Below are 25,064 nucleotides of genomic sequence, written 5' to 3'. Positions count from 1 at the left end.
CTAGTTCTTAGCACTTGCGTCTATTACGCTTTTAAAGATATTGCTTTGAGCCTTGTAGGCGTTATCAAGGGCGTTTATCATAACTGTATTTTTGCCCATTTCTGTTGTTTCCACGTCAAGGTCGACTGTATTTGCGTCATTTCTAGCCATATGACCATCACGCAAGAAAATTTGAGCTGTGTCGCTTTTTGGAAAATCAACTGCAGCCATATGCGCTTCGTTTGTTTTAGCTAAATTTAGTTTTTTGCTCTCTGAAACGTTATAAATTTCATTCGCTCTTTCTTTTAAAGCATCTTCAAATCTTATATCTCTAGCTTTATAAAATGGTGTATCAACGTTTGCAAGATTGCCAGAGATTAGTTTTTGGCGTAGTTCTCTGCCTGCAAGAGCTGATTCAACAAGTGGGCTAGATTTTGATTTATCTAAAACAAACATTTAAAATCCTTATGAAATTTCACATTTTTATAAGCAAACGATGTTCCAAATATAGGGCAAATTTATTTTGTCTCATAAATTTTTGCCAGATCTTCTTTCATTTTTGTGACTTTTATGCCGCCAAGATAGTATTTTACCCCGTATTGTCCGCTATCTACGTCTGTTAAAATTTGATATTCGCCATTTTTTATCACTATTTTAAAAGGTAGTGCGATCTCGTGTTTATATTCGATGTCTCTTACGATCTGTTCGGCAAGTCTGTCATTTATCTTTTGATCGTTTGTTATGAAATAGTAGGCATTAAATTTTTGCATAAATTCATGCAAAACATACTCATTTGTGACATTTTCAAAGTGAGTTAGTCCAATTAGTGTAAATTTATCTTTGTTTTCAAGCTGATATTTTGTAAGCTCAGCTGCCTCTTTTTGACAAGGCGGGCAAAATGTACCAAAAATGTCTATCATTAAAACTTTATTTTCATCATTTTTGATAGCAAAGCCGTGATCTTTTCGAACTAAAGTAAGCTCCTTGCCGCTTACGTCTATAAGCTTAACCTCTTCATTTGGACTAAATTCTTTAAAATTTACACTGCCGCTCTCATCTTCACCACAACCAAAAAAAGCAAATAAAGTGATTATTAAAACAAGCAAATTCTTCATCTTATCCCTTAAACGTATCTTTTTATGGCAGCTCTTGCCTCTTTGTCTGCCTCGCGTCTTTTTAGAGTCTCGCGTTTATCGTGTAAATTTTTACCTTTTGCAATGGCTAGTCTTGCTTTTACGATGTTTTTATCGCTTAGATAAAGTGCCAAAACAACCAAAGTAAGCCCATCTTGTGAGACTTGACCAAAAATTTTATCGATCTGCTTTCTATGCATCAAAAGTTTTCTGGCTGCTCGCTCATTTGGACGAAATGCGCTATGCGTAGTCTCAAGATAACTAATGTGGGCGTTTAATAAAAAAAGCTCACCCTTTATGACACGCACAAAGCTATCTTTTAAATTTGCTCTGCCGGCCCTTAGTGCTTTGACTTCGCTACCTTTTAATACAATGCCAGCCTCGAAGGTCTCAAGTATGCTAAAGTCGTGCAGAGCTTTCTTGTTTTTTGCTAGATCTTTTATCAAAATTTTACCTTTTATTTTACGCTAAATACGCTACTGCCGCTACCACTTAGAAATTTATCTTTAAACTCATTCATTTGTGGATAGAGCTTGAAGCATGGGGCAAAAAGATCGTTTAACTCCCTATTTTTATAAATTTCAAGTAGCTCTTTGCTCTTTAAATTTTGCATCTTTTTTGCAACATTAACGTCTATGTATTGTAAGAAATTGCTTCTAAATTCTTGATAAACCGCCGGTGTAGAGCAAAAGACATTTGGCGTGAAGATATTTAAACCAGGCACTTCATCATCAAATTCTTCTATGATCTCACCTATGCCGCTTACATTTGCTGCCTTGTAGCCACTTACGAAAAAAGCGACATCTGCGCCGATTTTAGACGCTATTTGCATCAAATTTTCATGTTTTATATTTAAATTTAGCTCGTCATTTACCATAATTAAAAAGGTGGCAGCGTTTGAACTACCTCCACCAAGACCAGCACCAATTGGGATATTTTTGTTGATGATGATTTTATGGGAGCTAAAAAACTCGTCAAGCTCGTTTGAAAAGCCAGCTCTTTTTAGCTCATCTATCGCTTTTTGAATGATGTTATCTTTTATATCGTGGTTGTTGCATTCTATGGCAAATGAATCTGACTTTTTAAAATAAATTTCATCAAAAAGCTGCTCACAGTGGATAAAGCGCGATAAAATTTCGTGGTAGCTACCTCTAGTGCCAACTATCTTTAAAAATATATTTATCTTTGCAAAGCTTTTCATTTCTCGATTTTTTTAGCTAGCTCGTGGATATCGGCTTCACTTGCAGTTTTTGTGGCATGGATATTTTCGTTTTTGATATCATTTGCTAGTTCACTTCTTAGTATCATTGTATTTCGTGGCGCTTCTATACCGAGTTTAACGGTATTTTTTGAAATATTTACTATGACAACTTTTATGTCATTTCCTATTAAAATTTCTTCATTTTCTTTTCTTGCTAGGATTAACATTTTTCAACCTTATTTAGAGTGTAATTTATAGTATCATCCGTGATTTGGATTACGCTCATAAATTTATCATAATTTAGCAAATAAATTCCTTGCTTTTGTGTTTCAAAATCGTTAATTTTTAATTTCTTACCATCAAGAATATCGTTTATATCCCCAAAGTATGTATTATTCTGAATGTTTAAAAAATCACAAATATTCAAAAATTTTTCATTTTCGTAGCAAAATTTGCCTTCACTTATCCTTTTTAATGAGCTTAAAGTTACATTATAACCAAGCCTTTTCCCAAAAATTTCTGCATACGAACGGATATAACTTCCTTCGCTTACGCTTAGACGGATAGTTAAAAATGGGTGCGAATAGTTTAAAATTTGGCTATCAAAAATTTCCATCGTTTCTGTCTTTAGCTCAAATTCTTCGCCGTTTCTAGCTAGCTTGTAGGCTCTTGTACCATTTATGTGCTTGGCGCTAAATTTTGGCGGGATGTAGCTTATCTTACCAGTTAGCTCACTTCTTATGGCTTCAAGTTTTTCTAAATTTATCTCTTTTACATTTGAAATTTCAGTGATATTTTCATTGTCCATGCTAGGACTACTCGCCCCAAGCCAGATCGTAGTTTCATAGACTTTTGGACTTTTATCTAAAAATCTAAAAAATTTCGTATACGAGCCAAAAGCGACTATTAGGCAGCCGCTAGCAAATGGATCAAGTGTGCCTGAAAATCCAGCTTTTTTAACGCCGTATTTTCTCTTTAATCGCCCTAAAAAGTGGTTTGAGCTCATGCCAGCTGGCTTATTTGCCACGAAAATGGCGTTCATACGGCCTTTTCCACGAAGCTTGACATTATCTCTCTTACATTGCCACCAAAATTTATGGTCAGCTTAAACTCTTTTTTGATCTTGCTAACCGCACTCACCCTGCCGATACCAAAAATTTTATGTTTAACAAGGTCGCCTTTTTTAAATTCATTACTCTGTTCGATAACTAGCGAGCCATGCGTGATACCACTCTCGCTTAAAAATCTGCTTTTATTTAGCCTTGTGCGCTGACCTTTGTAAAAGCGCGAATTTGCAAAGCTTAGGCTAAGTGTTTTTTTAGCTCTTGTTATCGCCACGTATGCAAGCCTTCGTTCTTCTTCGATGTCACTGCCATCGCCAATGAGTGGGAAAAATCCTTCTTCAAGGCCGATCACAAAAAGGTGCTCAAACTCAAGCCCCTTGCTCGCATGCACGCTCATAATACTTATAGCCTCATCGCTGATGCCGTCTTGCTCACTTGTTAGCGTGATCTCGTTTAGAAATTCCTCTAGATCAAAGCTTGGATTTTGCTTGATCTGATCTTTTAAAACAGCGTAAAACTCGTCGATGTTCGCCGCTCTTTCAGCACCATCTGGCAAGCTCTCGTAGTATTTTTTCACGCCAAATTTAGCTTCAAATTTATCTATCAGGTCAAAAACTGAGCTACTTTCTTGAAGCTCTTTAAGGTTGTTTGCAAACTCAACAAGTGCCGATTTCACCTTTTTACTAAAGGCTTCGTCGTTATCAGAGATATTTGAGATTGCCTCAAAGATGGAAATTTTGCCATCAAATGCCATTTTTTCAAGCTTATCAAGACTAACTTTGCCTAGTCCTCGCTTTGGGCGATTAATGATGCGCCTTATTGAAAAATCATCGTTTGGATTATTTATAAGCCTTAGGTAGCTAATAATGTCTTTGATCTCAGCTCGTTCGTAAAATTTTACGCCGCCGACCATTTTATAAGCGATCTGCTCTTTATTTAGCCCATCTTCAAGCGAGCGAGAGAGCGCATTTATGCGGTATAAGATCGCGATATCTTTTGCTTGCACGCCTTTGCTTAAAAGCTCTTTTATACATTTTGCGATCTTGCCAGCCTCGACGCTCTCATCAAAGCTCTCTATCAAATTTACGGCTTCGCCTTCGCCTTTTGTGCCCACAAGCTTCTTGCCAAGGCGGTTGCGGTTATGATCTATCAGCTCGTTTGCAGCCTTTAGTATAGCTTCGCTCGAGCGGTAGTTTTTCTCAAGTCTGATGATCTTTACATCTTTAAACTGATCTTTAAAATTTAAGATATTATCGATCTTTGCACCGCGCCAGCCGTAGATGCTTTGATCATCATCGCCAACCACGCAGATGTTTTCGTGGCATAGACAGAGCTTTTTTAGCAGTTTATACTGAAGGTCGTTTGTATCTTGATACTCATCGACCATTATATATTTGTATCGGTTTGAAATTTCTCTCGCGAGATCTTCGTTTTCGTCTAAAATTTTATATGTAAGCCCGAGCAGATCGTCAAAATCAACAAGATTATTTGTTTTGAGATAATCTTCATATTTTTCATAAATTTGCGCTGCCTGCTTGTAAAAGTTATCCTTGCTTTTATCAAATGAAGAGAAATTTGCGTTTTTATGGACCTCTTCGACGCTTAAAAGCGAGTTTTTGTAGTTTGAAATTTCACTTGACAAAATCGCAGTTGCTACCGGGCTTTCAAAGCTTTTGATGATGCGTTTTTTATCATCTGTGTCGATTATGACGAAGTTGTTTTTTCTGCCAAGTTTTTCTATATATAGCTTTAAAAACAAAAGTCCAAATTTATGAAATGTGCAAAGTAGCGGCGAATAGTTTTTAGCGCTTTGGCTTAGCATCGCCATGGCTCTACTACGCATCTCGTTGGCGGCTTTGTTTGTAAAAGTAAGAGTTAGTGTATTTGCCGCATCTATACCGACCTCGCCGATGAGGTAGGCAAGCCTAGTTGTGATCGTCTTTGTCTTGCCGCTGCCAGCTCCTGCAAGTATGAGCATTGGACCATCTATATGAGTAGCTGCTTCGCGCTGAGATTCGTTTAAATTTGATAGTAATTTTTCCATTTTTTGCTTTTTAAATTTTTCTTTTGATTTTAGCCAAAAATGCTTAAAATTACTATTTTTTCTTAAATATATCTTTATTTTTTGGGTTTTGCAAAAAGACTGAGGCTGATTTTTTAGCGTGATCGACTTGCTTCTCTTTTGGCTTGTAGATAGAGAAATTTACAAGGATCGGGCTATTTTCAACCAAAATTTGAACCACTGCACCAAGTGGGAAAGAGGCCACTGAGGCAAAATTTTCACTACCAAAGCCGGCCTCAAAGCTAAGCTCATCTTGCGTTAACTTTGCACTCTCAAGCGTATAGCCACCAAGTGAAAACATAATGACAGGCATGCTAAAGCTTCTACTTATCTCATCTGGCAAGCTTGGCTCAAAGCTAACTAGCGGTAAATTTGCCATAACTGAGAAATTTACCCCTTTTTCAAGCAAAAAATCAATACACTCATAGACGTGCATCTTCATCAAAAGCGAAAATTTCTCATCATCTAAAATTTCGTCTAACATCTTAACCCTTTGAAATTTCTAAAAACTCATCTACTAGCTTTTTAACCTCGTTTATACCGATCTGCCATAAATTTTTATCATCGATATCAAAGCCAAATTTAGCCACAAGCTCCTTTGGACTAAGGCTGCCGCCAAGGCTCAAAAAATCGGTGTAAATTTCAACAAAATTTTTGCATTTGCCACTTTTATAAAGCCCAAAAAGCGCAAGCACAAGAAGCTGCGCGTAAGAGTAAGCGTAGCAGTAAAATGGCGTGTGGATGAAGTGCGGGATGTAGCTCCACCAAATTTTGTAGTAGTCATTTAGTGTGACGCTTTTGCCAAACATCTTTTTGCTCTCTCTTAGCCAAATTTTATTTAGCTCATCTAGGCTGATCTCGCCCTCATGTGCGTGCACAGCCCTTTCAAAGGTGGTGAAATTTATCTGGCGGTAAAGCGTGGCAAATATATCCTCAATCTTGCCAGCAAGCAGTGAAATTTTCTCTTTTTTGCTAAGGCCGTCTTTAATGTGATCAAAAACTAGCATCTCGCAAAATACTGAAGCTGTCTCAGCTGTGGTTAGTGGCGTGTCTGAGTTTAGATAACTTACATTATATGAGAGCTTTTGATGCACGGCGTGGCCAAGTTCGTGAGCTAGCGTGAAAAGATCTCTTCGTTGGTTGGTGTGATTTAGCAAAACATAGGGATGCGTGTCGCTTGATCCTGAGTGAGAAAATGCGCCACCTCGCTTGTTTGGCGCTGGATAAACGTCGATCCAGCCGTCACTAAAGGCACTTTTGGCGATCTCGCCAAACTTGCTTGAGAAATTTGAAAATGCTTTTAAAACTATCTTTTTGCACTCATCAAATTTATACTCCCCCTCGCTGCTAAGAGGCGCGTATCTATCGTAGTCATAAAGCTTTTTAAGACCTAAAATTTCTCTTTTTCGATCGTAAAATTTAGCAACTAGGTCAAAATTTTTCTCAGTTACGGCAATGAGCGAATCAACGCTTTTTTTGGTGATTTGATTTTCAAGGTGTCTTGGCTCTTCAGGAAGTTTGAAATTTCGCAGCTCGCAGCTCGTTTTTAGATCAGTTTTTATCATATTGTATATGTAGCCAAGAAGGTGCTGGTGTTTGCTAAGCTCGTTTGAAAGGCTCTTGGCAGCTAGTTTTCGCACGCTTTGGTCGTTGTCATGAAGCTTTGCTAAAATTTCCTCTTCGTTTAAAAGCTCGCCTTTAAATTTAAACCTCATTTTGCTCATGCTCTCATCAAAAAGCCTCGAAAAGCCCTCAGCCCCAGTGCTTGCAGTGCGAAGCAAGACTCTTTCTTCAGCAACACTAAGTTGGTGCGGTTTTGCTTTGGCGAGGTTGCTTAGATAGTAGCCGTATTTTTTAGAGCTTTTTATGATCTCTTCTTGTTTTTTAGGGCTAAACTCATTAAATTTGATCTCAAAAAATATCAAATTTTCATTTGCTTTTGTCGCTATCTCATCGATCTTTGCATAAAATGCACCTTTGCTTGTATCTTTGGCAAAATTTAAAAAAGCGTAAGTCATTACTTTTGAAATTTTAGCTATCAAACTTTCATATTCGCCAAATGCCTTTAAAAACTCGTCTGTTTTTAAATTTTCATAATTTTCTAGGTATTTTTCTTTAAATTTCTCGCACTCTTTTTGTAAATTTAGTGCGTTTTGCTCGCACTCTTTTTCGTTTGCAAAAAGTGCTTTTAGATCCCAAATTTGCATATTTATCCTTTAAATTTTTGGGATATTTTACAAAAAAATGGATAAAAGTAAAATTTCAGCCAAAATTTAGCTGAAATTTTATGAAGATTAGTTTGAAGTCTCTGAAGCGACAGCTGTAAAAAGTACATCAGATGAGCTATTTAACGCAGTTTCAACTGAGTCTTGGATAACACCAATCGTAAAGCCAACTGTTACAAACTGCATTGCTATGTCATTGCTGATACCAAAAAGACCGCACGCTAATGGCACTAGAAGAAGTGAGCCTCCAGCTACGCCTGAAGCACCACAAGCACCAAGAGCCGAGATAAAGCAAAGAAGTAGCGCATCGCCAAATGTAACTGTGATAGATGGGATAGAATTTACCGCAGTAAGCGCTAGAATACTAATGGTAACTGCTGCGCCACCCATGTTTATGGTGGCACCTAGTGGGATCGAGATAGAGTAAAGCTCCTCTTTTAGACCAAGCTTTTTACAAAGTGCCATATTTACAGGGATATTTGCGGCCGAGCTTCTTGTAAAAAATGCCGAAATAGCACTTTCTTTTAAACAGATCATAACAAGTGGATAAGGATTTTTTCTAGTTAATACAAAAACCATGGCTGGATAGATGATAAATGCGACAACAAGCATTGCTCCAACAAGAACTAAAATCAGTTTTAGATATCCTGCAAGTACTTCAAATCCAGTTTCATGAATGCTAATAGCTACCATACCAAAGATACCAAACGGAGCTAGTCTAATGATAAATTTAACGATATGAGTCACGCCATCGCTTATGTCTTTAAATACTTTTTTGGTCTCAGCTGTGGAATTTCTAAGTGCTATACCACTGCCTACTGCCCAGGTAATGATGCCTATATAGTTGCCATTTGCAAGGGCGTTTATTGGATTTTCGACCATTTTATAAATGAGATCTTTTAAAACATTGGTAATTCCCTGAGGCGCTGACATATCAGCACTTGCAAGACCTTTTAAAGAAAGCTCCACTGGGAATAAGAAACTAGCAATAACTGCAACAACGGCTGCTAAAAATGTACCAATTAGATAGAGTGTAATGATCTTTTGCATACCTTTTGTATGACCAAAATCTCTTAAAATGATGGATGTTGCCACTAAAACAAAGACAAGAATTGGTGCGATAGCTTTTAAAGCGCCTTTGAATAAATCGCCTAAAACTGAAGCTGAAGCTGCGATAGAATCGGCTGAACTGGCTTTTTCTTTGGCTTCGTTTAGCTGCTTGGCTTCATCTTGACTAAGGCGAGTTTTTATAACTTCATCTACGCTCAAACCACTCTCGTTTTGAATAGTTTGAATTTTAGCTGTGATATTGTTATAAGGAGCTGCTTCGTAGTGTGTGTAAAAGCCAACTAGGGCACCTAGGATGATACCAACTAAAATTTGAACTATCAAATTTCCATCGGCGTATCTTCTTGCTATGTTTTTAAGCATATTCATTTGACACCTTAATAAATTAGTTTTTTGTTGATTTTAGCTAAACAATTTTTAAATATAAAGAATTTGATAAAGATTAATTAGCTTTTTAAATAGATTTGTTACAATTGCACAAAATTTTAGTTAATAAAAGGATAAAAATGTATCTATTTACCTCTGAAGTTGTAAGTCCAGGTCATCCAGATAAATGTGCTGATATAATCGCTGATAGCATAGTGGATACTATTTTAACACAAGATCCAAATGGTCGTGTTGCAAGCGAAGTTTTTGTGGCTGGGAAAAATATAGTAATAGGTGGAGAGATAAACTCAAAGGTAAAACTCTCTTTTAAAGACTACGAAAAGATCGTAAAAGATGCTCTTGCGCATATCGGGTATGATGGAAAGAGTAATTTCACAAAAGAGCAGTGCTTACACCCAGATGATATCGAGGTCAAAGTTTGCATAAATCAGCAAAGCCCAGATATAAATCAAGGTGTTGATCAAAGTAGCGGTGAGATCGGAGCAGGTGATCAAGGTATTATGTTTGGTTTTGCAAGCTGCGAAGCGAAAGAATTTATGCCCGCAGCTATAACTTACGCAAGAATGCTTTGCGATAAAGTCTATAAATTTGCCAAAGCAAACCCTGATAAGCTTGGCGTTGATATTAAAACGCAAGTTACGATTGATTACGGCAGCAAAGATAACTTTGAAAACTGCAAACCTCAAAGCATCCACACTATCGTTGTCTCTGCCCCTTGCGTTGAGAGCATGAAGATAGAAGAGCTTCGCGCACTAATTCAAAATTTAATAGACGAAACTGGTCTTCCAAAAGAGCTATATAATAAAGAAAAAACGATCATTTACATAAACCCAACAGGTAGATATGTAAACCATAGCTCACTTCACGATAGCGGTCTAACAGGCAGAAAACTAATCGTTGATAGCTTTGGCGGATATAGCCCGATAGGCGGCGGTGCTCAGTCAAGCAAGGACTACACGAAGGTTGATCGCAGCGGACTTTATGCAGCGCGCTGGATAGCTAAAAATATAGTCGCTGCTGGTCTTGCTAAAAAGTGTATCGTCCAAATAAGCTACGCGATCGGCGTTGCAAAGCCAACTTCAGTTAGTGTTGATACCATGGGAACTCATGCAAATGGCATAAATGACGATATGCTTTCAAATTTTGTAAGCGAGCATTTCGCTCTAACGCCTCGCTGGATAACAAATAAATTTGGACTTGATAAGCCAAGTAAAGATACGTTTTTATACGCAAAAGTAGCTGCAAAAGGTCAAGTGGGAAATGCAAAATACCCTTGGGAAAAGCTTGATGCGGTTGATACCTTCAAAGCTTTACTAAAAAAATAATCAAAAAAGTGGCTTTATCTAAAAGCCACTTTAAATTTCTTTTAAAACTCATCCCAAAATACTTTTTTAGGTTTTATGATCTCACTTTTTGAGCCATTTACGCTGTGATAGACTGCTTTATTATATTTTGTCGCAAGGTGTTTTATAAGCAGCCTTTGAAGCACAGGCTCGCTGCTTGGCACAAACCAGCCATTGTTTGTGATAGCTACAACCACGTTAAATTCACCCTTGTAAAGCTCCTCTCTTGTCGCCTCATAGCAGATAGCGTTTCTAATTTTTACTCCGTCTATCTCATAGTCACTAAAATTTTCAGCCTTTTTAAAGTCGCTAGCTCCACCAAAAAATAGCTTATTAACCGCATCTTGCATGAAATTTGGCAAAGGAATTTCTTCTCCAAATGGTACTAAAAATTTCTTATCCATTCGCCTAAGATTGCCATTTTGAAACAAAAATGCAGAGTTATAAATTTGCTTATTTTCGTAGGCTAGTGCACCAGCTACGATGGTTATCTTTTTTGAAATCTCTTTTAGCTCATCAACAAGCAGTGGCTCATTTGTCATAAATAGTGGAAATGCGCTCTCTGGTAGTACGATGAGGCGCTTTTGCTCGGCTATGGCGTTATTTATTAAGTCTAGATTTTCATTTGTAAATTCCATGCGTAAGCTTTTATCCCAGCGCACCCTTTGAGCGACATCGGTGTTTATTAGCTCCACGTCAAATGGCAAGGTTTTTGCCTCGCTACTTTTAAACTGTAAAGCGGCGATGAGGCAGATAAAAGCTAGGATAAATTTTAAAATTTTACCTTTTAAACTCAAAGAAATGGCTGCTAAAAATATAAATATAAGCCCCCTAATGCTTGGCTCAAAAGGCCCTAAAACAAGTGTGGCCTCGAGATTAAACCAGTTAAAGCCAAATGGATGAACGTAGCTTACTAAAAATAGTAAAACAGCTCTTAGCACGACAAAACTGGGAAAAGAAGCCACCCAAAACATAAATCCGTAAACAATGGCTACAAAGAGAATGGCAAACGGTATAAGCCAGATCAAATCATAGTAGATAAAACTAAAGCTGATCCAGTAAAACCACAAAATTCCTGTGAAAAATCCAACCGCGAAAAAACCAGCTCTGCTTAAATTTATGATGATATAAATTCCAGTCAAAGTAAGAAACGGCGAGATGAAATTTAAGAGCAAATTCTCGAAAAGGCTTAAAAAAATAAAGTTGGAGAGCAAAAAAGCACCGACAAAGGCTTTTATTATAATTTTAGTGCTAAAATGCCCATTTAAAAATCTTACAAATAAGGAAATCCATGCAAAACGCTGATTTTTTAACATCATTACTACCTCTTGTTGTGCTTTTCGCCATATTTTACTTTTTGGTTATTAGACCTCAACAAAAACAACAAAAAGCCCATGCAGCAATGCTCGCAGCTCTTGATAAAGGTGATAAGATAATAACTAATGGCGGACTTATCTGCGAAGTGATTAAAGCCGAAAATGATTTTATCAAAGTTAAACTTAACGATGATGTAATCGTTCGCATAGCACGCGAGTTTGTAGCTAAAAAGATCGAAGATAAATAATGCGTAACGCAAGAGTCACATATAGGCTAATTATCTTAATATTAGCCTTGATTTTTGGTTTTGGCTTTTCGGTGCCATCTTTTTTTCAAACACAAAGCGGAGCTAAAATTTCACTTGGCCTTGATCTTCAAGGTGGCCTTCATATGCTACTTGGTGTTGAAACGAGCGAAGCTATCCACTCTAAGATCAAGTCAATCGCTGGAAGCATAAATTATTATGCCAAAAAAGAAGATGTGTTAATTGATAAATTTAAGATTAAAGAAGAGAACATTGACTTTACTCTCCTTGATGGCGACGAGGCTCCAAAAGTAGATAAAGCACTAGCTGAGATAAAGGGGCTTGATATTAAAAAAGATGGTTTAAATTACAGCATATCTTTAACAGAGCAAGAAAGAACGGATACGATCGAATATGCGATCTCGCAAGCTGTTGAAACTATCAGAAATAGACTCGATCAGTTTGGTCTAGCTGAGCCAACTGTTGCCAGACAAGGCAAAGACAATATCCTAGTTGAGCTTCCTGGTATAAAGACTGAAGAGGATGAACAAAGAGCAAGAGATCTCATCGCAAAGGCTGCTCACTTGCAGCTTATGGCAGTTGATGATAAAAGACAAGATCAGGCTAATACAATGAGCGAGGCTGAAGCTGAAAGCTATGGTGACGTGATCTTTAAAGATGCTAAAAATGACCGTGTAAAATATGTCGTTAAAAATATCCCAGTGCTTGACGGCTCGATGCTAACTGATGCAAAGGTTGCATTTTCTCAGCAAAATAACCTACCGATCATAAATTTTACTCTTAACTCAGAAGGCGCTAGAATTTTTGGTGATTTTACTGGTGCAAATGTTGGAAAAAGGCTTGCTATTGTACTTGATGGCAAGGTTTATTCAGCTCCTGTTATAAATGAAAGAATAGGTGGCGGCAGCGGTCAGATCAGCGGCGGCTTTACCCTTGATGAGGCTCACGACGTAGCAATTGCACTTAGAAGCGGTGCACTTTTAGCCCCTGTTAAGATGCTTGAAAAAAGAAGCGTTGGTCCATCTTTAGGACAAGAGAGCATCAATCAAAGTATGGTAGCACTTGCTGCTGGATCTATCTTGGTCGTGCTATTTATGCTGGTTTATTATGGAATTTCTGGAATTTTTGCAAATATCGCGCTAGTTGCAGACGTCGTTATATTAGTCGCTGTTATGGCACTTTTTGGAGCGACGCTTACTTTACCTGGTATGGCTGGTATCGTGCTAACGATCGGTATGGCTGTTGATGCAAACGTCATCATAAATGAGCGTATACGTGAGCTTTTGCGTGAAGGTGTAGCGATAAGAACAGCTGTGCAAAAGGGTTATGAGCACGCTATGAGTGCGATCATCGACTCAAACTTAACTACTATCATCACAGTTGCTGTGCTTTACGCTTATGGCACTGGCCCAGTTAAAGGCTTTGCAGTAACAATGGCAATAGGTATCATGGCTTCGATGCTAACAGCTATACTTGGTACTCATGGCATGTTTGATGCTGCTATGGACAAGATAGAAAAAAGTGGAAATACCAGACTTTGGTTTGGTTATAAAAGGAGCTAATGATGCAAATTTTTACTAAAGCAAAAGTTTATGATTTTATGCGTTTTAGATTTGCTTCACTAGCATTTTCTATATTTTTATTTGTTGGCTCTATCGTTTTACTTGCTACAAAGGGGTTGAACTACGGTATTGATTTCTCTGGCGGTACGCTTATCCAGCTAAAATACGACACCAAAGCGCCACTCGATAAAATCCGCGACGCTTTTGGTACAAATGAAGTGCTTAAAAACGCCTCTGTTACTGAGTTTGGAAGTGACGATGAGGTGGTTATTAGATTTTCAGGTTCAAGCTCAAATTTAACTGGCGACATCGGCACTGAGATAAAGCAAATTTTAAAAGATACTGGAAATTTTGAAGTAAGACGTGTTGATATCGTTGGACCAAAGGTTGGTGACGAGCTTAGAGAAAAAGGCTTGATGGCTCTTGGAATTTCACTAATTGGTATATTAATCTACATAACATTTAGATTTGAGTGGCGTTTTGCGCTTGCTGCGATCGCAACTGAAATTCACGATATAGTTATAACTGTTGGCGCTATTTCGCTATTTGATATTGATGTAAATTTGGATACATTAGCGGCTGTTTTAACGGTGCTTGGCTACTCTCTAAATGATACGATCATCATTTTTGACAGGATAAGAGAAGGCATTAAAGAGAGTAAGCGAACTGACATCGAGGGTGTTATCAATGAGTCGGTTTCAGCCACACTTTCTAGAACTATCTTAACTTCAGCAACTACGATGATGACAGTTCTTGTGCTATTTTTATTTGGTGGAGATATGATACATGGATTTTCATTTATTCTTATCGTTGGTATTGTCATAGGAACGATCAGTTCGATCTACATCTCTTCGCCGTTTCTTATCTGGTTTAAATTTAGCATCGAGCATTTTAGAAGTAGAGAGACTGAAAAGCAAAAGATAAAAAAAGAGCGTGAAAAAGAGCGTGCCATGTTTGAGAAAGGCGTTGTGTAAGGAGGGATAATGAACTGGGGAAAAGTTATCTACATATTTTTTGCATTGATGAGTCTTACGACTACGGCAGAATTTTTATATGATAAAAACGAGATTGCACTTTTTGTGGCAGCTAGTATAAATTTAGTTTCAACGCTACTTAAAATCGGTGTTAAAAATTTACTCTCAGCTGAGCTTTTTGCAAGCTCGCTGGTTGCTGATTTACACCTTATACCAGCTTTTGTTATTTTGCAAGTCTCTGAAAATATAACACTTAGCTATTCATTAGCTATTGGCGCAGTCATTGCAAATATATTTTCACTAGCCTTGGTTTTAATAGAATCAAGTAAAGCTCAAGAAGAATTTTAGGAGAAAAAATGGCTGAAAAGAGAAAATATGAGCCTTTAAAGATAGAAAAAAAATGGCAAGAAATTTGGGATAAAAATGAGGAATTTGAGCCAAAAGACGATCTAAGCTTGCCGAAAAAATATATCCTAAGTATGTTTCCGTATCCAAGCGGACGCATACATATGGGGCATGTGAGAAACTACTCTATCGGCGATGCGCTGGCTAGGTCATATAGAAAAAGCGGCTACAACGTGCTTCATCCTATTGGCTTTGATAGCTTTGGCATGCCAGCTGAAAACGCAGCCATAAAACATAAAATTCACCCTAAAATTTGGACTTATGAAAATATCGACTATATGAAAAAAGAGCTAGCAAGCCTTGGCTTTTCATTTTCTAAAAAGAGAATTTTAGCCACGTCTGATCCACTTTACACAAAATGGGAGCAAAGCTTTTTTATAAAGATGTTTGAAAAAGGGCTTGTTTATAGAAAAAATGCAATTATAAATTGGTGTGAATACGATCAAACTGTGCTTGCAAATGAGCAGGTAGAGGATGGTAAATGCTGGAGATGCGGTAATGATGTTGTACAAAAAGAGCTTCCAGGATATTACTTTAACATCACAAAATACGCTAGCGAGCTACTTGATGATCTAAAACTTCTTGAAGGCAAATGGCCAAATCAAGTAATTACAATGCAAGAAAACTGGATCGGCAGAAGCTACGGCTTGGAGTTTAAATTTTATCTTGATGAAGCTTCAAAAGAGGCTTTAGGTGGTAAATTTGACGGCTTTGAGGTGTTTACTACAAGGGCCGATACAATTTACGGCGTTAGTTACACAGCTCTTGCACCTGAGCATCCTATCGTAAAAGCATTGCTTGAGAGTGATAAAATTGATGAAAACAAAAAGACAAAGATAAAAGCAATACTCAATCAAAGTCCAAGAGAGCGTCAAGCGAGTGAAAAAGACGGAGAATTTTTAGGAATTTATGTCGTTCATCCACTTACCAATGAAAAAATCCCAGTTTGGGTTGCAAATTTTATCCTAGCTGACTACGGCAGTGGTGCTATCATGGCTGTCCCCGCACATGATCAAAGAGATTACGAGTTTGCAAGTAAATTTAATCTTCCTATAAAACCAGTTGTAAAGCCGCTTGAGGGCGAGAGTGATGGCTCAAAAGCATACTCTGAGTATGGAATTTCTATAAATTCTGAGCTTATAAATGGACTTGTTTCAGAAGAAGCTAAAAATTTTATAATAGAAAAATTTGAAAAAGATGGTTTAGGCAAAAGGATCACAAACTATAAATTAAGAGACTGGGGAATTTCTCGCCAAAGATACTGGGGTGCGCCAATACCAGTAGTGCACTGCAAATGCTGCGGCGTAGTGCCTGAAAAAGAGGAAAATTTACCTATCGCGCTACCTGAAGATGTCGAGATCACAGGCGAGGGCAATCCTTTAGATAAACACCCAACTTGGAAATTTACAAAGTGTCCAAAATGCGGTAAAGATGCGATCAGAGAGACTGATACGATGGATACGTTTGTGGAGAGTAGCTGGTATTTTGCTAGATTTGCAAGCGATGAGAAGACTTGGGAGCAAAAAGCGCTTGACGAGAAAAGCGTAAGCTACTGGATGAATGTAGATCAGTATATCGGTGGTATCGAGCATGCGATCTTGCACCTTTTATACGCTAGATTTTTCCAAAAGGTCTTAAGAGATCTAGGCTATCTAAGAGATGACGAGCCATTTGAAAATTTGCTAACTCAAGGCATGGTCTTAAAAGATGGCAAAAAGATGAGTAAAAGTAAGGGCAATGTCGTAGATCCTGATGATATTATCAATAAATATGGTGCTGATACGGCAAGGCTCTTTATCCTTTTTGCAGCGCCTCCTCAAAAAGAGCTTGAGTGGAATGACAGCGCAGTTGATGGTGCGTTTAGGTTTTTAAATAGGCTTTGGGAGAAGGCACAAACTATCAAAAAGATAGACAAGCTGCCTCAGATAGACCATGAAAGCCTAAACAAAGACGAGAAATTTGCAAGGCTAAAAATTTATGAAGCGCTTAAAAAATCAACCGAAGTTTTTGGAGACACATTTGCTTTTAATACACTAATCGCTGCTTGCATGGAGGCACTAAATGCCATAAATGCGCAGGATAACGAAGATGTAAATGCTGAGGGCTTTTTCATCATCTTAAATTTACTAGAACCTATCGTGCCGCACATCGCAAATGAGCTTAGTGAAGAGCTTTTTGGTAGAAAAAATTTCACAAAGATAGCCGTAAAAGAAGAGGTTTTTGTAAAAGATAGTATCGCTCTTGCAGTTACAGTAAATGGCAAAAAAAGAGCCGAGTTTGAAGTGGCAGCGAGCGAGAGTGAGGGTGAAATTTTAAAGCTAGCTAAGCAAAACGTAGCTAAATGGCTTGAAGGAAAAGAAATTTTAAAAGAGATTTATATAAAAGGCAAATTAGTAAATTTTGTCATTAAAGGATAAATTTTGAGATATTTTTTAGCGTTTTTTATTGCGATATTTATCTGTGGATGTGGCTATAAGCCGGTTTCAAAGATCACACATGATCTAGTTGGCGATAAAATTTACGTTGATGTGATTATCAGCAAAGAAGAACCAAAAAATAGCGTTTGGATAAAAGACGCTGTAAAAGAGGGCATGGTCGCAAGGCTAAATAAAAATTTATCAAGCAAAGAAAGTGCTGATACTTCGATAATAGTTTCAGTTAATAATTTAAGCTATGAAGCAATTATTTATGATGAGTTTGGCTATATTACGTCATACAAAGCACATTTAAGCTTAAATTATAAGACTAAATTTAAAGATGGCACCGTAGTTGATATTCCAGCCACTGGCGAGTATGACTTTAGTGTCGCAAGACGTCAAAAAGATGTAAGATTTGCTGATAGCGTTCTTAGTGATACTCAAAAATACGAAGCTATCAAAGAGGCATCAAAAGAGGCCTTTGATGAGTATATCGCAAGTTTAGCGGTAAAAGGATATAGAAATGGCAGCAGTAACCGTTAGTCAAATAGTCAAGGAAGCCTTAAATGAGATCAAAGATCGCCATTTGATGCTAACGCCAGAGAATTACACTGAAGTCTATAATGAAATTTCTAAAAAATACGGCTTTACAACAGAAGAGAGTAAAAAGATAGAAAAATATATCTCAAGGCTTGGTGACGAATATAAAAATCAAGCCCTAAGCCTTCATATAAAGACGGTCGATGAGTTTGTCGCTTTTATGACTGCTAGGCTCTCTAGGGGTGCTCAACAAGGAGCAGGCCTTGTGGCTGATGATAAAAAACTACAGTCGCTAAATGCATTTGCTAGAAGAATTCTCCAAGCTATCTCAATGCTTCACAATAAAGATGCAAAAAGCTTAGCAGAGCAAAGTATGCAGCTGCTCGCTAGAAGATATGATGAGAAAAATCTTGAAGAAATGTGCCTTAGATGGTTTGACTTTGTTAGCTCGTATGACACTGAATTTTTAGAATTTTTGAAATATTATGGTGTTAGAAATTTTGATGATTTAAAGACAATGAGTTCTGAACTTGAAAAATTTCTTACACAAAAAGATGAAGATGGCGAAGAGGATGTTTTGATTCAGCTTTTAAGCCTTACTCTTGAGCCTTCTATTACAAAGGATCTTGATGAAGAGCTTAGCTCGATAAGAAGTACTTTGAAGCAAAATCCTAAAACCTTAAATAGCAAAGAATTTCAAGAAAAGGTAAAGGCATTTGTTGATCGCAGAATAGAAGAAGATAGAACGGAGATCATAGAAAAAGTTGGTTCGCTAAATAATGTCTTGCAAAATATAAGCGAGAGAATTTCTGATATTGCAGTTAGCTCGCAAAGTAGTTCCGATAAAGTAAAAAGCATTAAAAATGATCTTAAAAATGTAAATTTAAATACAAACAGCATTGATCAAGTAAGAAGTATGCTTATTGAGATCGCTGGAGCTTTGGAGATCGAGAGCAAAGAGCTTGGTATCGAGATGCACAATAGACAAGCTACTATTTTAGAGCTTCAAAATAGAGTGAACAGCCTTGAAAAAGAGCTTGAGGAAGCTAAACTGGAGAGCAAAGAGGACTTTTTGACAAAGGTATCTACTAAGCGTGCTTTGATGAATGAGATTCAACGCATTGAAGAAGCGTATAAACGCTATGGGACTGATTACTCTATATGCTTTGTTGATATTGATCATTTCAAAAGCATAAACGATACTTATGGGCATGAGGCTGGAGATGTTATTCTTTCAGCAGTGGCTCAAGTGCTTAAGAAAAACGCTAGAAAGGTTGATTTCGTTGGTAGATATGGCGGTGAAGAATTTGTAATCTTACTTCCAAGCACTGGCTTAAAAGATAGTGTTAAATTTGGAGATAAGCTAAGAAGTATGATAGAAAATTTCAAATTTATCTATAAAAACGAGCGTATCAAGGTTACTATCAGCTCCGGTATAGCGACAAGAAGTGCAAATTTAAGCGAGACGATGACGCTTGAAGCTGCTGACAAGATGCTTTATCTCTCAAAAGAAAATGGTAGAAATCAAGTAATGCCAAAGATAATCGAGGAAAAATGAGCCTAGCTAAATTTCTTGATGGCAAACCACTTTACTACAAAGAGATTGATTATGGCAGGATTATTAGAGCGTATGCGACTATAAAAGAGCACATAAAGCCATTTAAGATTATTCACATAATAGGCACAAATGGTAAAGGAAGTACTGGACGCTTTTTAGCGCAAATTTTAAGCCAAAATGGCGCAAAAGTAGGGCACTACACAAGCCCTCATATATTTAAGTTTAATGAGCGATTTTGGCTAAATGGTGAGGTCGCTAGCGATGAAATTTTAGAGGCAGCTCACGAGCGCTTGCAGGCTCTTTTAAGTGATGAGTACAAGATAAAAACGAGCTATTTTGAGTATATGACGCTGCTTTCTGCGGTTCTTTTTGAGGGTTGTGACTACTTTGTCTGCGAGGCTGGCATGGGCGGCGTACTGGATGCTACAAATGTCTTTGAAAAAGAGCTAAGCATCTTTACTCCGATCGGCTTTGATCACACAGCGATATTAGGCAATAGCTTAGAAGAAATTTCGCGCACAAAATTTGAAGCAATGGGCAAAAGAGCTATTTTAAATGATGAGATGAACGAGATAAGCGTTGCTATCGCAAAAGAGATTGCAAGCGAAAAGGGCGCAACTCTGAGCTTTCCAAGAGAAATTTTAACCAAAGAAAATTTAAATGAGATCGCAAACTATGCAGATAAATTTAATCTGCCAGGGTTTTTACGATCAAATTTAACTCTAGCCTACGCTGCTGCTAAAATTTTAGAGAGCGGTATAGACATAAAAAAGCTTGGTGCTCTTACGCTTCGAGGTAGATGCGAAAAGATCGCTTCAAATTTATACGCTGATGTCGGTCACAACGAGCTTGGCGCAAAGGCTGTTGCTAAGAAATTTAGCTCTAAAGAGTTTAGTGACAAGAAGCTAACACTAGTTTATAACTCATTTTTAGATAAAGATTTCAAAGCGGTTTTGGCAGCTCTAAAGCCAGTCATTGAGGGCGTGCTACTTTATCACTACCACTGCGAGGGCAGGGAGCTTGGCGGAGAGCTTATAAACAAGGCTTTAAACGAGCTTGAAATTTCGCATAGAGAGTTTGAGCCAAGCGATATGAACGATATAAAAGAGGCAAAAAACGGCAAAATTTATCTAGCATTTGGCTCGTTTCACCTGGTCGAAGCCTTTTTAAAAGAGTACTATGCAAGCAAAGGTCTATGAGTATCTTTTAACACACGCCCCACAAATTCTCATCTGCGAAGATGACAAAGAGGCGGCACTCTGCGCTGATGCGGCTAGTTTTGCTGGCTTTAGCGCATTTAAACTACCTGATTTTAGAGCTAAAAAGGGCGATGATCTAAGAAGCTTTAACGAAGAGCTCTTTGAAATTTCATCCGTTCTTAGCAAATACTATAAATTTGATGGCAAAAAGATCATCATAAGCCCATTTAGCACGCTCTTAAACCCACTTCCAACGCAAAAAAACCTAGAGAGCTCAACGATCAAGCTAAAAGATAATCTAAATTTAAGCGAATTTGCTGACCTACTCATACGCTTTGGCTACGAGTGCGTCGATATCGTTGAGAGCGTTGGCGAGTTTAGCATTCGTGGCGAAGTCATTGACATTTACGGCGTAAATATGGACGATCCTATTAGGATTTTGCTCTTTGGCGATGAGGTGGAGAGCATAAGAAATTATAACACCGCCACGCAAATTAGCAACAAAAATGAGCTAAGCGAAGCCGAGATCGTGCCATTTATCGCAAATTTGAGCAAAGATGAGTTTGAAAAAGTTAGCCAAAAGATCGAGGATATGCAAAGTGATGCTTTGGTGAGTGATCTAAATTCGCTTGGATTTTGGGCGATAGATAGCTTTAGTGACTATTTAAAAGAATTTGACTCAAGGCTTATTAAAAAGATCGATTTTGAAATTTATGATGTGCCCAAGGAGAAATTTAAGGGCATTGAAATTTTGCCTGAGCCAAAGGTCTATAAAGACCTAGAAGTTACTTTAAATTTTGACTTTTTTGAGCTAAATAAAAGCAAAAGCATAACCGTTCTTTCAAGAAATGAAGGGCTTTTTAAGGGCTATGAGCTTGATGGCTTTGCTAACGTAAAGCTTGAAATTTCGCCCCTTGTAGTAAATTTAACCTCAAGTGATAAGATCGTAGTCTCACTTAATAAATTTGAGAAAAAAAGACGAGTTAAACGCTCAAGTCTCGTGGTGGATGAGCTAAAGGTAAATGACTACGTCGTGCATGAAGATTATGGTATAGGCAGATTTTTGGGGCTTGAAAAGATCAAGGTTTTGGGCGCGACAAAGGAATTTGTGGTTATCGCCTACCAAAATGACGACAAGCTTCTTTTGCCAGTAGAGCATCTAAATTTGATAGACCGCTATATCGCTCAAAATGGTTCTATGGCGGTGCTGGACCGCTTAGGCAAGGCAAATTTTGCCAAGATAAAAGAAAAGGTTAGAGAAAAACTCTTCGCGATCGCTTCAAAGATCGTAGCAATGGCGGCAAAAAGAGAGCTTGTGGCTGGTAAAATTTTGCAAAAAGAAGACATCTCTTATCTAAATTTTGTCCAAGACGCTGGCTTTTCATATACGAGTGATCAGCAAAAAGCGGTAAATGATATAAAAGATGAGCTAAAAAGTGGCAAGGTCATGGATAGGCTGCTTAGCGGAGACGTTGGCTTTGGTAAGACTGAAGTTGCGATGAACGCCATATTTACCTGCATAAAATCAGGCTTTAGCGCATTTTTCTTCGTGCCAACGACGCTTCTTAGCTCGCAGCATTATAAGACACTAAGCCAAAGATTTAGCAAATTTGACATAAAGGTCTTTAGGCTAGATCGCTTCTCAAGTGCCAAAGAGAAGTCGAGCCTGCAAAAAGCACTAAAAGAAAATGAGCCGATAGTTTGCGTGGGTACGCATGCGCTTCTTGGTGTAAAGGCTGAGAATTTAGGGCTTATAGTGGTTGATGAAGAGCATAAATTTGGCGTTAAACAAAAAGAGCAGTTAAAAGAAATTTCTCAAAATTCACACATCTTAAGCATGAGTGCCACTCCTATACCAAGAAGCCTAAATATGGCGCTTAGCAAGATAAAAACATATAGTATTTTAACCACTCCGCCAAGTTCAAGACTGGATGTTAGAACAAGCGTGAGAGAGTGGGACGAGAAGGTCATCAAAGAGGCGATCATACGTGAGCTAAGACGTGGCGGGCAGACCTTTTACATCCACAACCACATCGCAGATATCGAGCAGACGGCAAATGAGCTAAGAAAAATTTTGCCAAAGCTTAGGATTTTAATACTTCACTCAAAGGTAAATGCGAAAGTTACTGAAGATGAGATGATGAAATTTGAGCGGGGCGAGTATGACTTGCTGCTTTGCACCAGCATCGTTGAAAGCGGCATCCACTTGCCAAATGCAAACACCATAATCGTAGAAAATGCTAATAAATTTGGTATGGCTGACCTGCATCAGCTCCGCGGACGCGTGGGTAGAAGCGACAAGCAGGCATACTGCTACTTTTTGGTTGAGAATAAAGATGCCATTAGTAAAGACGCGCTAAAGCGACTTGTAGCACTCGAGGGCAACTCATTTTTGGGCGCTGGCTCAGTGCTTGCCTATCACGACCTTGAGATAAGAGGTGGTGGCAATATCATCGGTGAGGCGCAAAGTGGACACATCGAGGCTATCGGCTACTCGCTATATCTAAAGATGCTAGAAGATGAGATAAATAAGCTTCTTAATCAAGACTCCGCAAAGCTTGACAAGATCGATCTAAAGCTTAGTGTGAGCGCCTTTTTAAATCAAGAATTTATAAGAGAAGATAGGCTAAGGCTTGAAATTTATAGGCGCCTTAGCAAGTGCAAAGAGGTCGCCGAGGTCTATGAGATACAAAGCGAGCTTGAGGATAGATTTGGTAAGATAGATACGTTTACAAAGCAGTTTTTAGATGTCATCATCATCAAAATTTTAGCTCTAAAAGCTGGCATAAAAACGATCTCAAACAGCGAGCAAAACATACTAATAACAAAAAATGATGATGAGAAGATCAGGCTAAAGTCACATAGCAAGGATGATGATGATGTTTTGGCTGAAATTTTGGTCTATCTAAGAAAGGATAAGAAGTGATAGATTGGGGTGTGAAGTACGCAGCGATTTATAAAAGTACAAAAGGGATGTTAAAGCCGGTTGAGGATATCGATTTTGTCGATATCGACTCGCTTTATGGGCTAGAGAAACAAAAAGAAATTTTGCTGAAAAATACTCTAAATTTTATAGAAGGTAAGGATGCAAATCACGTGCTTCTTTGGGGTGAGAGAGGATGTGGCAAGTCAAGCCTTGTAAGGGCTGTTTTTACTAAATTTTATAAAGCTGGGCTTCGCATCATTGAGATCGGCTGCGAGGATCTAAAATACCTTGGTGATATCATCGATGAGATCAGAAAGAGTGAGTTTAAATTTATCATTTTTTGTGATGATCTAAGCTTTGAAAATGGCAGCAATGAGTATAAATTTCTAAAGCCTATAATGGACGGCTCTATACAAAAGCCGCCAAAAAACGTGCTTTTGTACGCCACATCAAACCGCAGACATCTAATAAGCGAGTTTAAAAGTGAGAATGAAAACTCAGAGCTAATTGACGGCGAAATCCACTACAGCGACGCAGCTCAGGAGAAAATTTCTCTCTCAGATCGCTTTGGCCTTTGGATCAGCTTTTATCAAGGCAACTACGACGAGTATCTAAAAATGGTTGATTTTTACTTTAAGGATTACATAGGCGACAAAGATGAGCTTTACACACTTGCTAAAAATTTCGCCACGCTAAGAGCTAGCAGAAGTGGTAGGACAGCAAAGCAGTTTTATCTTACTTTTAAAGAAAATTTAAAATGACTTCAACCGATCTATTTTTAACCTTGTTTAATCACAAAAACAAAAATTTTGATGAGCTAAAATGGCCAGGTGAGGGCACTTTTGAGGTTGTTTTGGGTGCTATTTTAGTGCAAAATACAAACTGGAAAAACGTAGAAAAAGCGCTAGATAATCTAAAAAAAGCAAACAAAGATAGCCTACAAGGTATTTGCGAGCTTGAAAACAGCGAGCTTGCTACGCTCATAAAGCCAAGTGGCTTTTACAACACAAAGGCAAAACGGCTAAAAATGCTCTGCCTAGCTATAAAAAATGAATTCGAGAGCTTTGAAAATTTTAAAGAAAATATCAGCCGTGAGTGGCTCATAAGCGTAAAAGGCGTTGGAGCCGAGACTTGTGATGCAATACTTGCTTATGCTTGCGGTAAGCCTTATATGGTCGTTGATGCTTATGCACTTAGGATAATGGCGTATTTTGACTATACTTTTGAGAGCTACGACGAGGCTGCTGAGTGGTTTAGCTCGCTTGATTATGATGAAATTTATAAAATTCTTGATAGCTCAAAATTTGATGAGGTTGAAATTTTAAAACTCTATCACGCTCTTATTTTGGAGTTTTGTAAAGAGAATTTCAAAGGTAAAATTTTAAGCCAAAATGGTCAAAAAATATTAAGTAGCATTAAAAATTAAACTACTAATATGT

23 protein-coding genes are annotated in these 25,064 nt (G+C 37.9%); 12 read left to right on the top strand and 11 right to left on the bottom strand.

All coding sequences use genetic code 11. The features are described from left to right. The 10 genes from flgB to sstT form a co-directional block, all read right to left on the bottom strand. Entirely contained in the window at positions 1 to 435 is a 435-nt protein-coding gene (flgB, locus tag CVS95_RS01470; protein WP_107695327.1) for a flagellar basal body rod protein FlgB, read from the bottom strand. A 62-nt stretch (positions 436 to 497) separates the two neighbouring features. Further along, the gene (locus CVS95_RS01465; protein WP_107695326.1) at positions 498 to 1,094 is read right to left on the bottom strand and encodes a thioredoxin; all 597 of its coding nucleotides are present in this window, start codon (positions 1,092 to 1,094) and stop codon (positions 498 to 500) included. 8 nt (positions 1,095 to 1,102) lie between these two features. After that, positions 1,103 to 1,555 carry an SsrA-binding protein SmpB gene (gene smpB / locus CVS95_RS01460; protein WP_107695920.1) on the bottom strand — a complete coding sequence of 151 codons (453 nt, stop codon included), beginning with the start codon at positions 1,553 to 1,555 and terminating at the stop codon, positions 1,103 to 1,105. Between the two features lie 14 nt (positions 1,556 to 1,569). After that, complete coding sequence (locus tag CVS95_RS01455) at positions 1,570 to 2,313, bottom strand: 4-(cytidine 5'-diphospho)-2-C-methyl-D-erythritol kinase (RefSeq protein WP_107695325.1); 744 nt, start codon at positions 2,311 to 2,313, stop codon at positions 1,570 to 1,572. Further along, a complete protein-coding gene (gene csrA, locus CVS95_RS01450) occupies positions 2,310 to 2,540 on the bottom strand; it encodes a carbon storage regulator CsrA (protein WP_021090864.1) in 231 nt (76 codons plus the stop codon). The genes CVS95_RS01455 and csrA overlap by 4 nt, the downstream gene beginning before the upstream one ends. Next, positions 2,534 to 3,355: a tRNA pseudouridine(55) synthase TruB gene (gene truB / locus CVS95_RS01445; RefSeq protein ID WP_107695324.1), complete on the bottom strand. Its 822-nt coding sequence runs from the start codon at positions 3,353 to 3,355 to the stop codon at positions 2,534 to 2,536. The genes csrA and truB overlap by 7 nt, the downstream gene beginning before the upstream one ends. After that, entirely contained in the window at positions 3,352 to 5,421 is a 2,070-nt protein-coding gene (locus CVS95_RS01440; protein ID WP_107695323.1) for an ATP-dependent helicase, read from the bottom strand. Before CVS95_RS01440 ends, truB begins: the two co-directional genes overlap by 4 nt. A gap of 52 nt (positions 5,422 to 5,473) precedes the next feature. Next, positions 5,474 to 5,923, bottom strand: coding sequence for a hypothetical protein (locus tag CVS95_RS01435; protein WP_107695322.1), 450 nt, complete (start codon positions 5,921 to 5,923; stop codon positions 5,474 to 5,476). Position 5,924: 1 nt separating this feature from the next. Then, positions 5,925 to 7,646 carry a M3 family oligoendopeptidase gene (locus CVS95_RS01430; protein WP_107695321.1) on the bottom strand — a complete coding sequence of 574 codons (1,722 nt, stop codon included), beginning with the start codon at positions 7,644 to 7,646 and terminating at the stop codon, positions 5,925 to 5,927. A gap of 87 nt (positions 7,647 to 7,733) precedes the next feature. After that, positions 7,734 to 9,101 carry a serine/threonine transporter SstT gene (gene sstT / locus CVS95_RS01425; protein WP_413784116.1) on the bottom strand — a complete coding sequence of 456 codons (1,368 nt, stop codon included), beginning with the start codon at positions 9,099 to 9,101 and terminating at the stop codon, positions 7,734 to 7,736. Positions 9,102 to 9,238: 137 nt separating this feature from the next. Here sstT and metK point away from each other — a divergent pair, with 137 nt between their 5' ends. Then, on the top strand, positions 9,239 to 10,444 hold the full coding sequence (gene metK / locus CVS95_RS01420; protein WP_107695320.1) for a methionine adenosyltransferase: 1,206 nt from the start codon (positions 9,239 to 9,241) through the stop codon (positions 10,442 to 10,444). Between the two features lie 41 nt (positions 10,445 to 10,485). On the opposite strand, the gene CVS95_RS01415 is transcribed toward metK, so the two are convergent. Next, on the bottom strand, positions 10,486 to 11,778 hold the full coding sequence (locus CVS95_RS01415) for an apolipoprotein N-acyltransferase (protein WP_199906326.1): 1,293 nt from the start codon (positions 11,776 to 11,778) through the stop codon (positions 10,486 to 10,488). On the opposite strand from CVS95_RS01415, the gene yajC reads away from it, so the two are divergent. Genes yajC through CVS95_RS01360 form a run of 11 tightly spaced genes read left to right on the top strand, consistent with a single transcriptional unit; the run spans position 11,754 to position 25,051 of the window. After that, positions 11,754 to 12,026 carry a preprotein translocase subunit YajC gene (yajC, locus tag CVS95_RS01410; RefSeq protein WP_021090619.1) on the top strand — a complete coding sequence of 91 codons (273 nt, stop codon included), beginning with the start codon at positions 11,754 to 11,756 and terminating at the stop codon, positions 12,024 to 12,026. The genes CVS95_RS01415 and yajC overlap by 25 nt on opposite strands. Next, entirely contained in the window at positions 12,026 to 13,606 is a 1,581-nt protein-coding gene (gene secD / locus CVS95_RS01405) for a protein translocase subunit SecD (protein WP_107695318.1), read from the top strand. The genes yajC and secD overlap by 1 nt, the downstream gene beginning before the upstream one ends. 2 nt (positions 13,607 to 13,608) lie before the next feature. Beyond that, complete coding sequence (gene secF / locus CVS95_RS01400; RefSeq protein WP_107686525.1) at positions 13,609 to 14,580, top strand: protein translocase subunit SecF; 972 nt, start codon at positions 13,609 to 13,611, stop codon at positions 14,578 to 14,580. A gap of 9 nt (positions 14,581 to 14,589) precedes the next feature. Continuing rightward, complete coding sequence (locus CVS95_RS01395; RefSeq protein WP_021090699.1) at positions 14,590 to 14,928, top strand: DUF6394 family protein; 339 nt, start codon at positions 14,590 to 14,592, stop codon at positions 14,926 to 14,928. Positions 14,929 to 14,936: 8 nt separating this feature from the next. Beyond that, the gene (gene leuS / locus CVS95_RS01390) at positions 14,937 to 17,402 is read left to right on the top strand and encodes a leucine--tRNA ligase (protein WP_107695317.1); all 2,466 of its coding nucleotides are present in this window, start codon (positions 14,937 to 14,939) and stop codon (positions 17,400 to 17,402) included. 3 nt (positions 17,403 to 17,405) lie between these two features. Next, positions 17,406 to 17,945, top strand: a complete 540-nt coding sequence (gene lptE, locus CVS95_RS01385) for an LPS assembly lipoprotein LptE (protein ID WP_103604904.1) — start codon at positions 17,406 to 17,408, stop codon at positions 17,943 to 17,945. Continuing rightward, positions 17,926 to 19,500, top strand: a complete 1,575-nt coding sequence (locus tag CVS95_RS01380; protein WP_107695316.1) for a GGDEF domain-containing protein — start codon at positions 17,926 to 17,928, stop codon at positions 19,498 to 19,500. Before lptE ends, CVS95_RS01380 begins: the two co-directional genes overlap by 20 nt. Further along, on the top strand, positions 19,497 to 20,699 hold the full coding sequence (locus tag CVS95_RS01375) for a Mur ligase family protein (RefSeq protein WP_107695315.1): 1,203 nt from the start codon (positions 19,497 to 19,499) through the stop codon (positions 20,697 to 20,699). The genes CVS95_RS01380 and CVS95_RS01375 overlap by 4 nt, the downstream gene beginning before the upstream one ends. Continuing rightward, entirely contained in the window at positions 20,680 to 23,625 is a 2,946-nt protein-coding gene (mfd, locus tag CVS95_RS01370) for a transcription-repair coupling factor (protein ID WP_107695314.1), read from the top strand. The genes CVS95_RS01375 and mfd overlap by 20 nt, the downstream gene beginning before the upstream one ends. Further along, on the top strand, positions 23,622 to 24,386 hold the full coding sequence (locus tag CVS95_RS01365) for an ATP-binding protein (RefSeq protein ID WP_107695313.1): 765 nt from the start codon (positions 23,622 to 23,624) through the stop codon (positions 24,384 to 24,386). The genes mfd and CVS95_RS01365 overlap by 4 nt, the downstream gene beginning before the upstream one ends. Then, a complete protein-coding gene (locus CVS95_RS01360) occupies positions 24,383 to 25,051 on the top strand; it encodes an endonuclease III domain-containing protein (protein WP_107695312.1) in 669 nt (222 codons plus the stop codon). Before CVS95_RS01365 ends, CVS95_RS01360 begins: the two co-directional genes overlap by 4 nt. Positions 25,052 to 25,064: the final 13 nt, after the last annotated feature.

This window comes from Campylobacter concisus (genome assembly GCF_003048905.1).
GTDB classification, from domain to species: Bacteria; Campylobacterota; Campylobacteria; order Campylobacterales; family Campylobacteraceae; genus Campylobacter_A; species Campylobacter_A concisus_V.
Note: the sequence above shows the minus strand (reverse complement) of the source record. Positions and strands in the feature narration are given on the sequence as shown.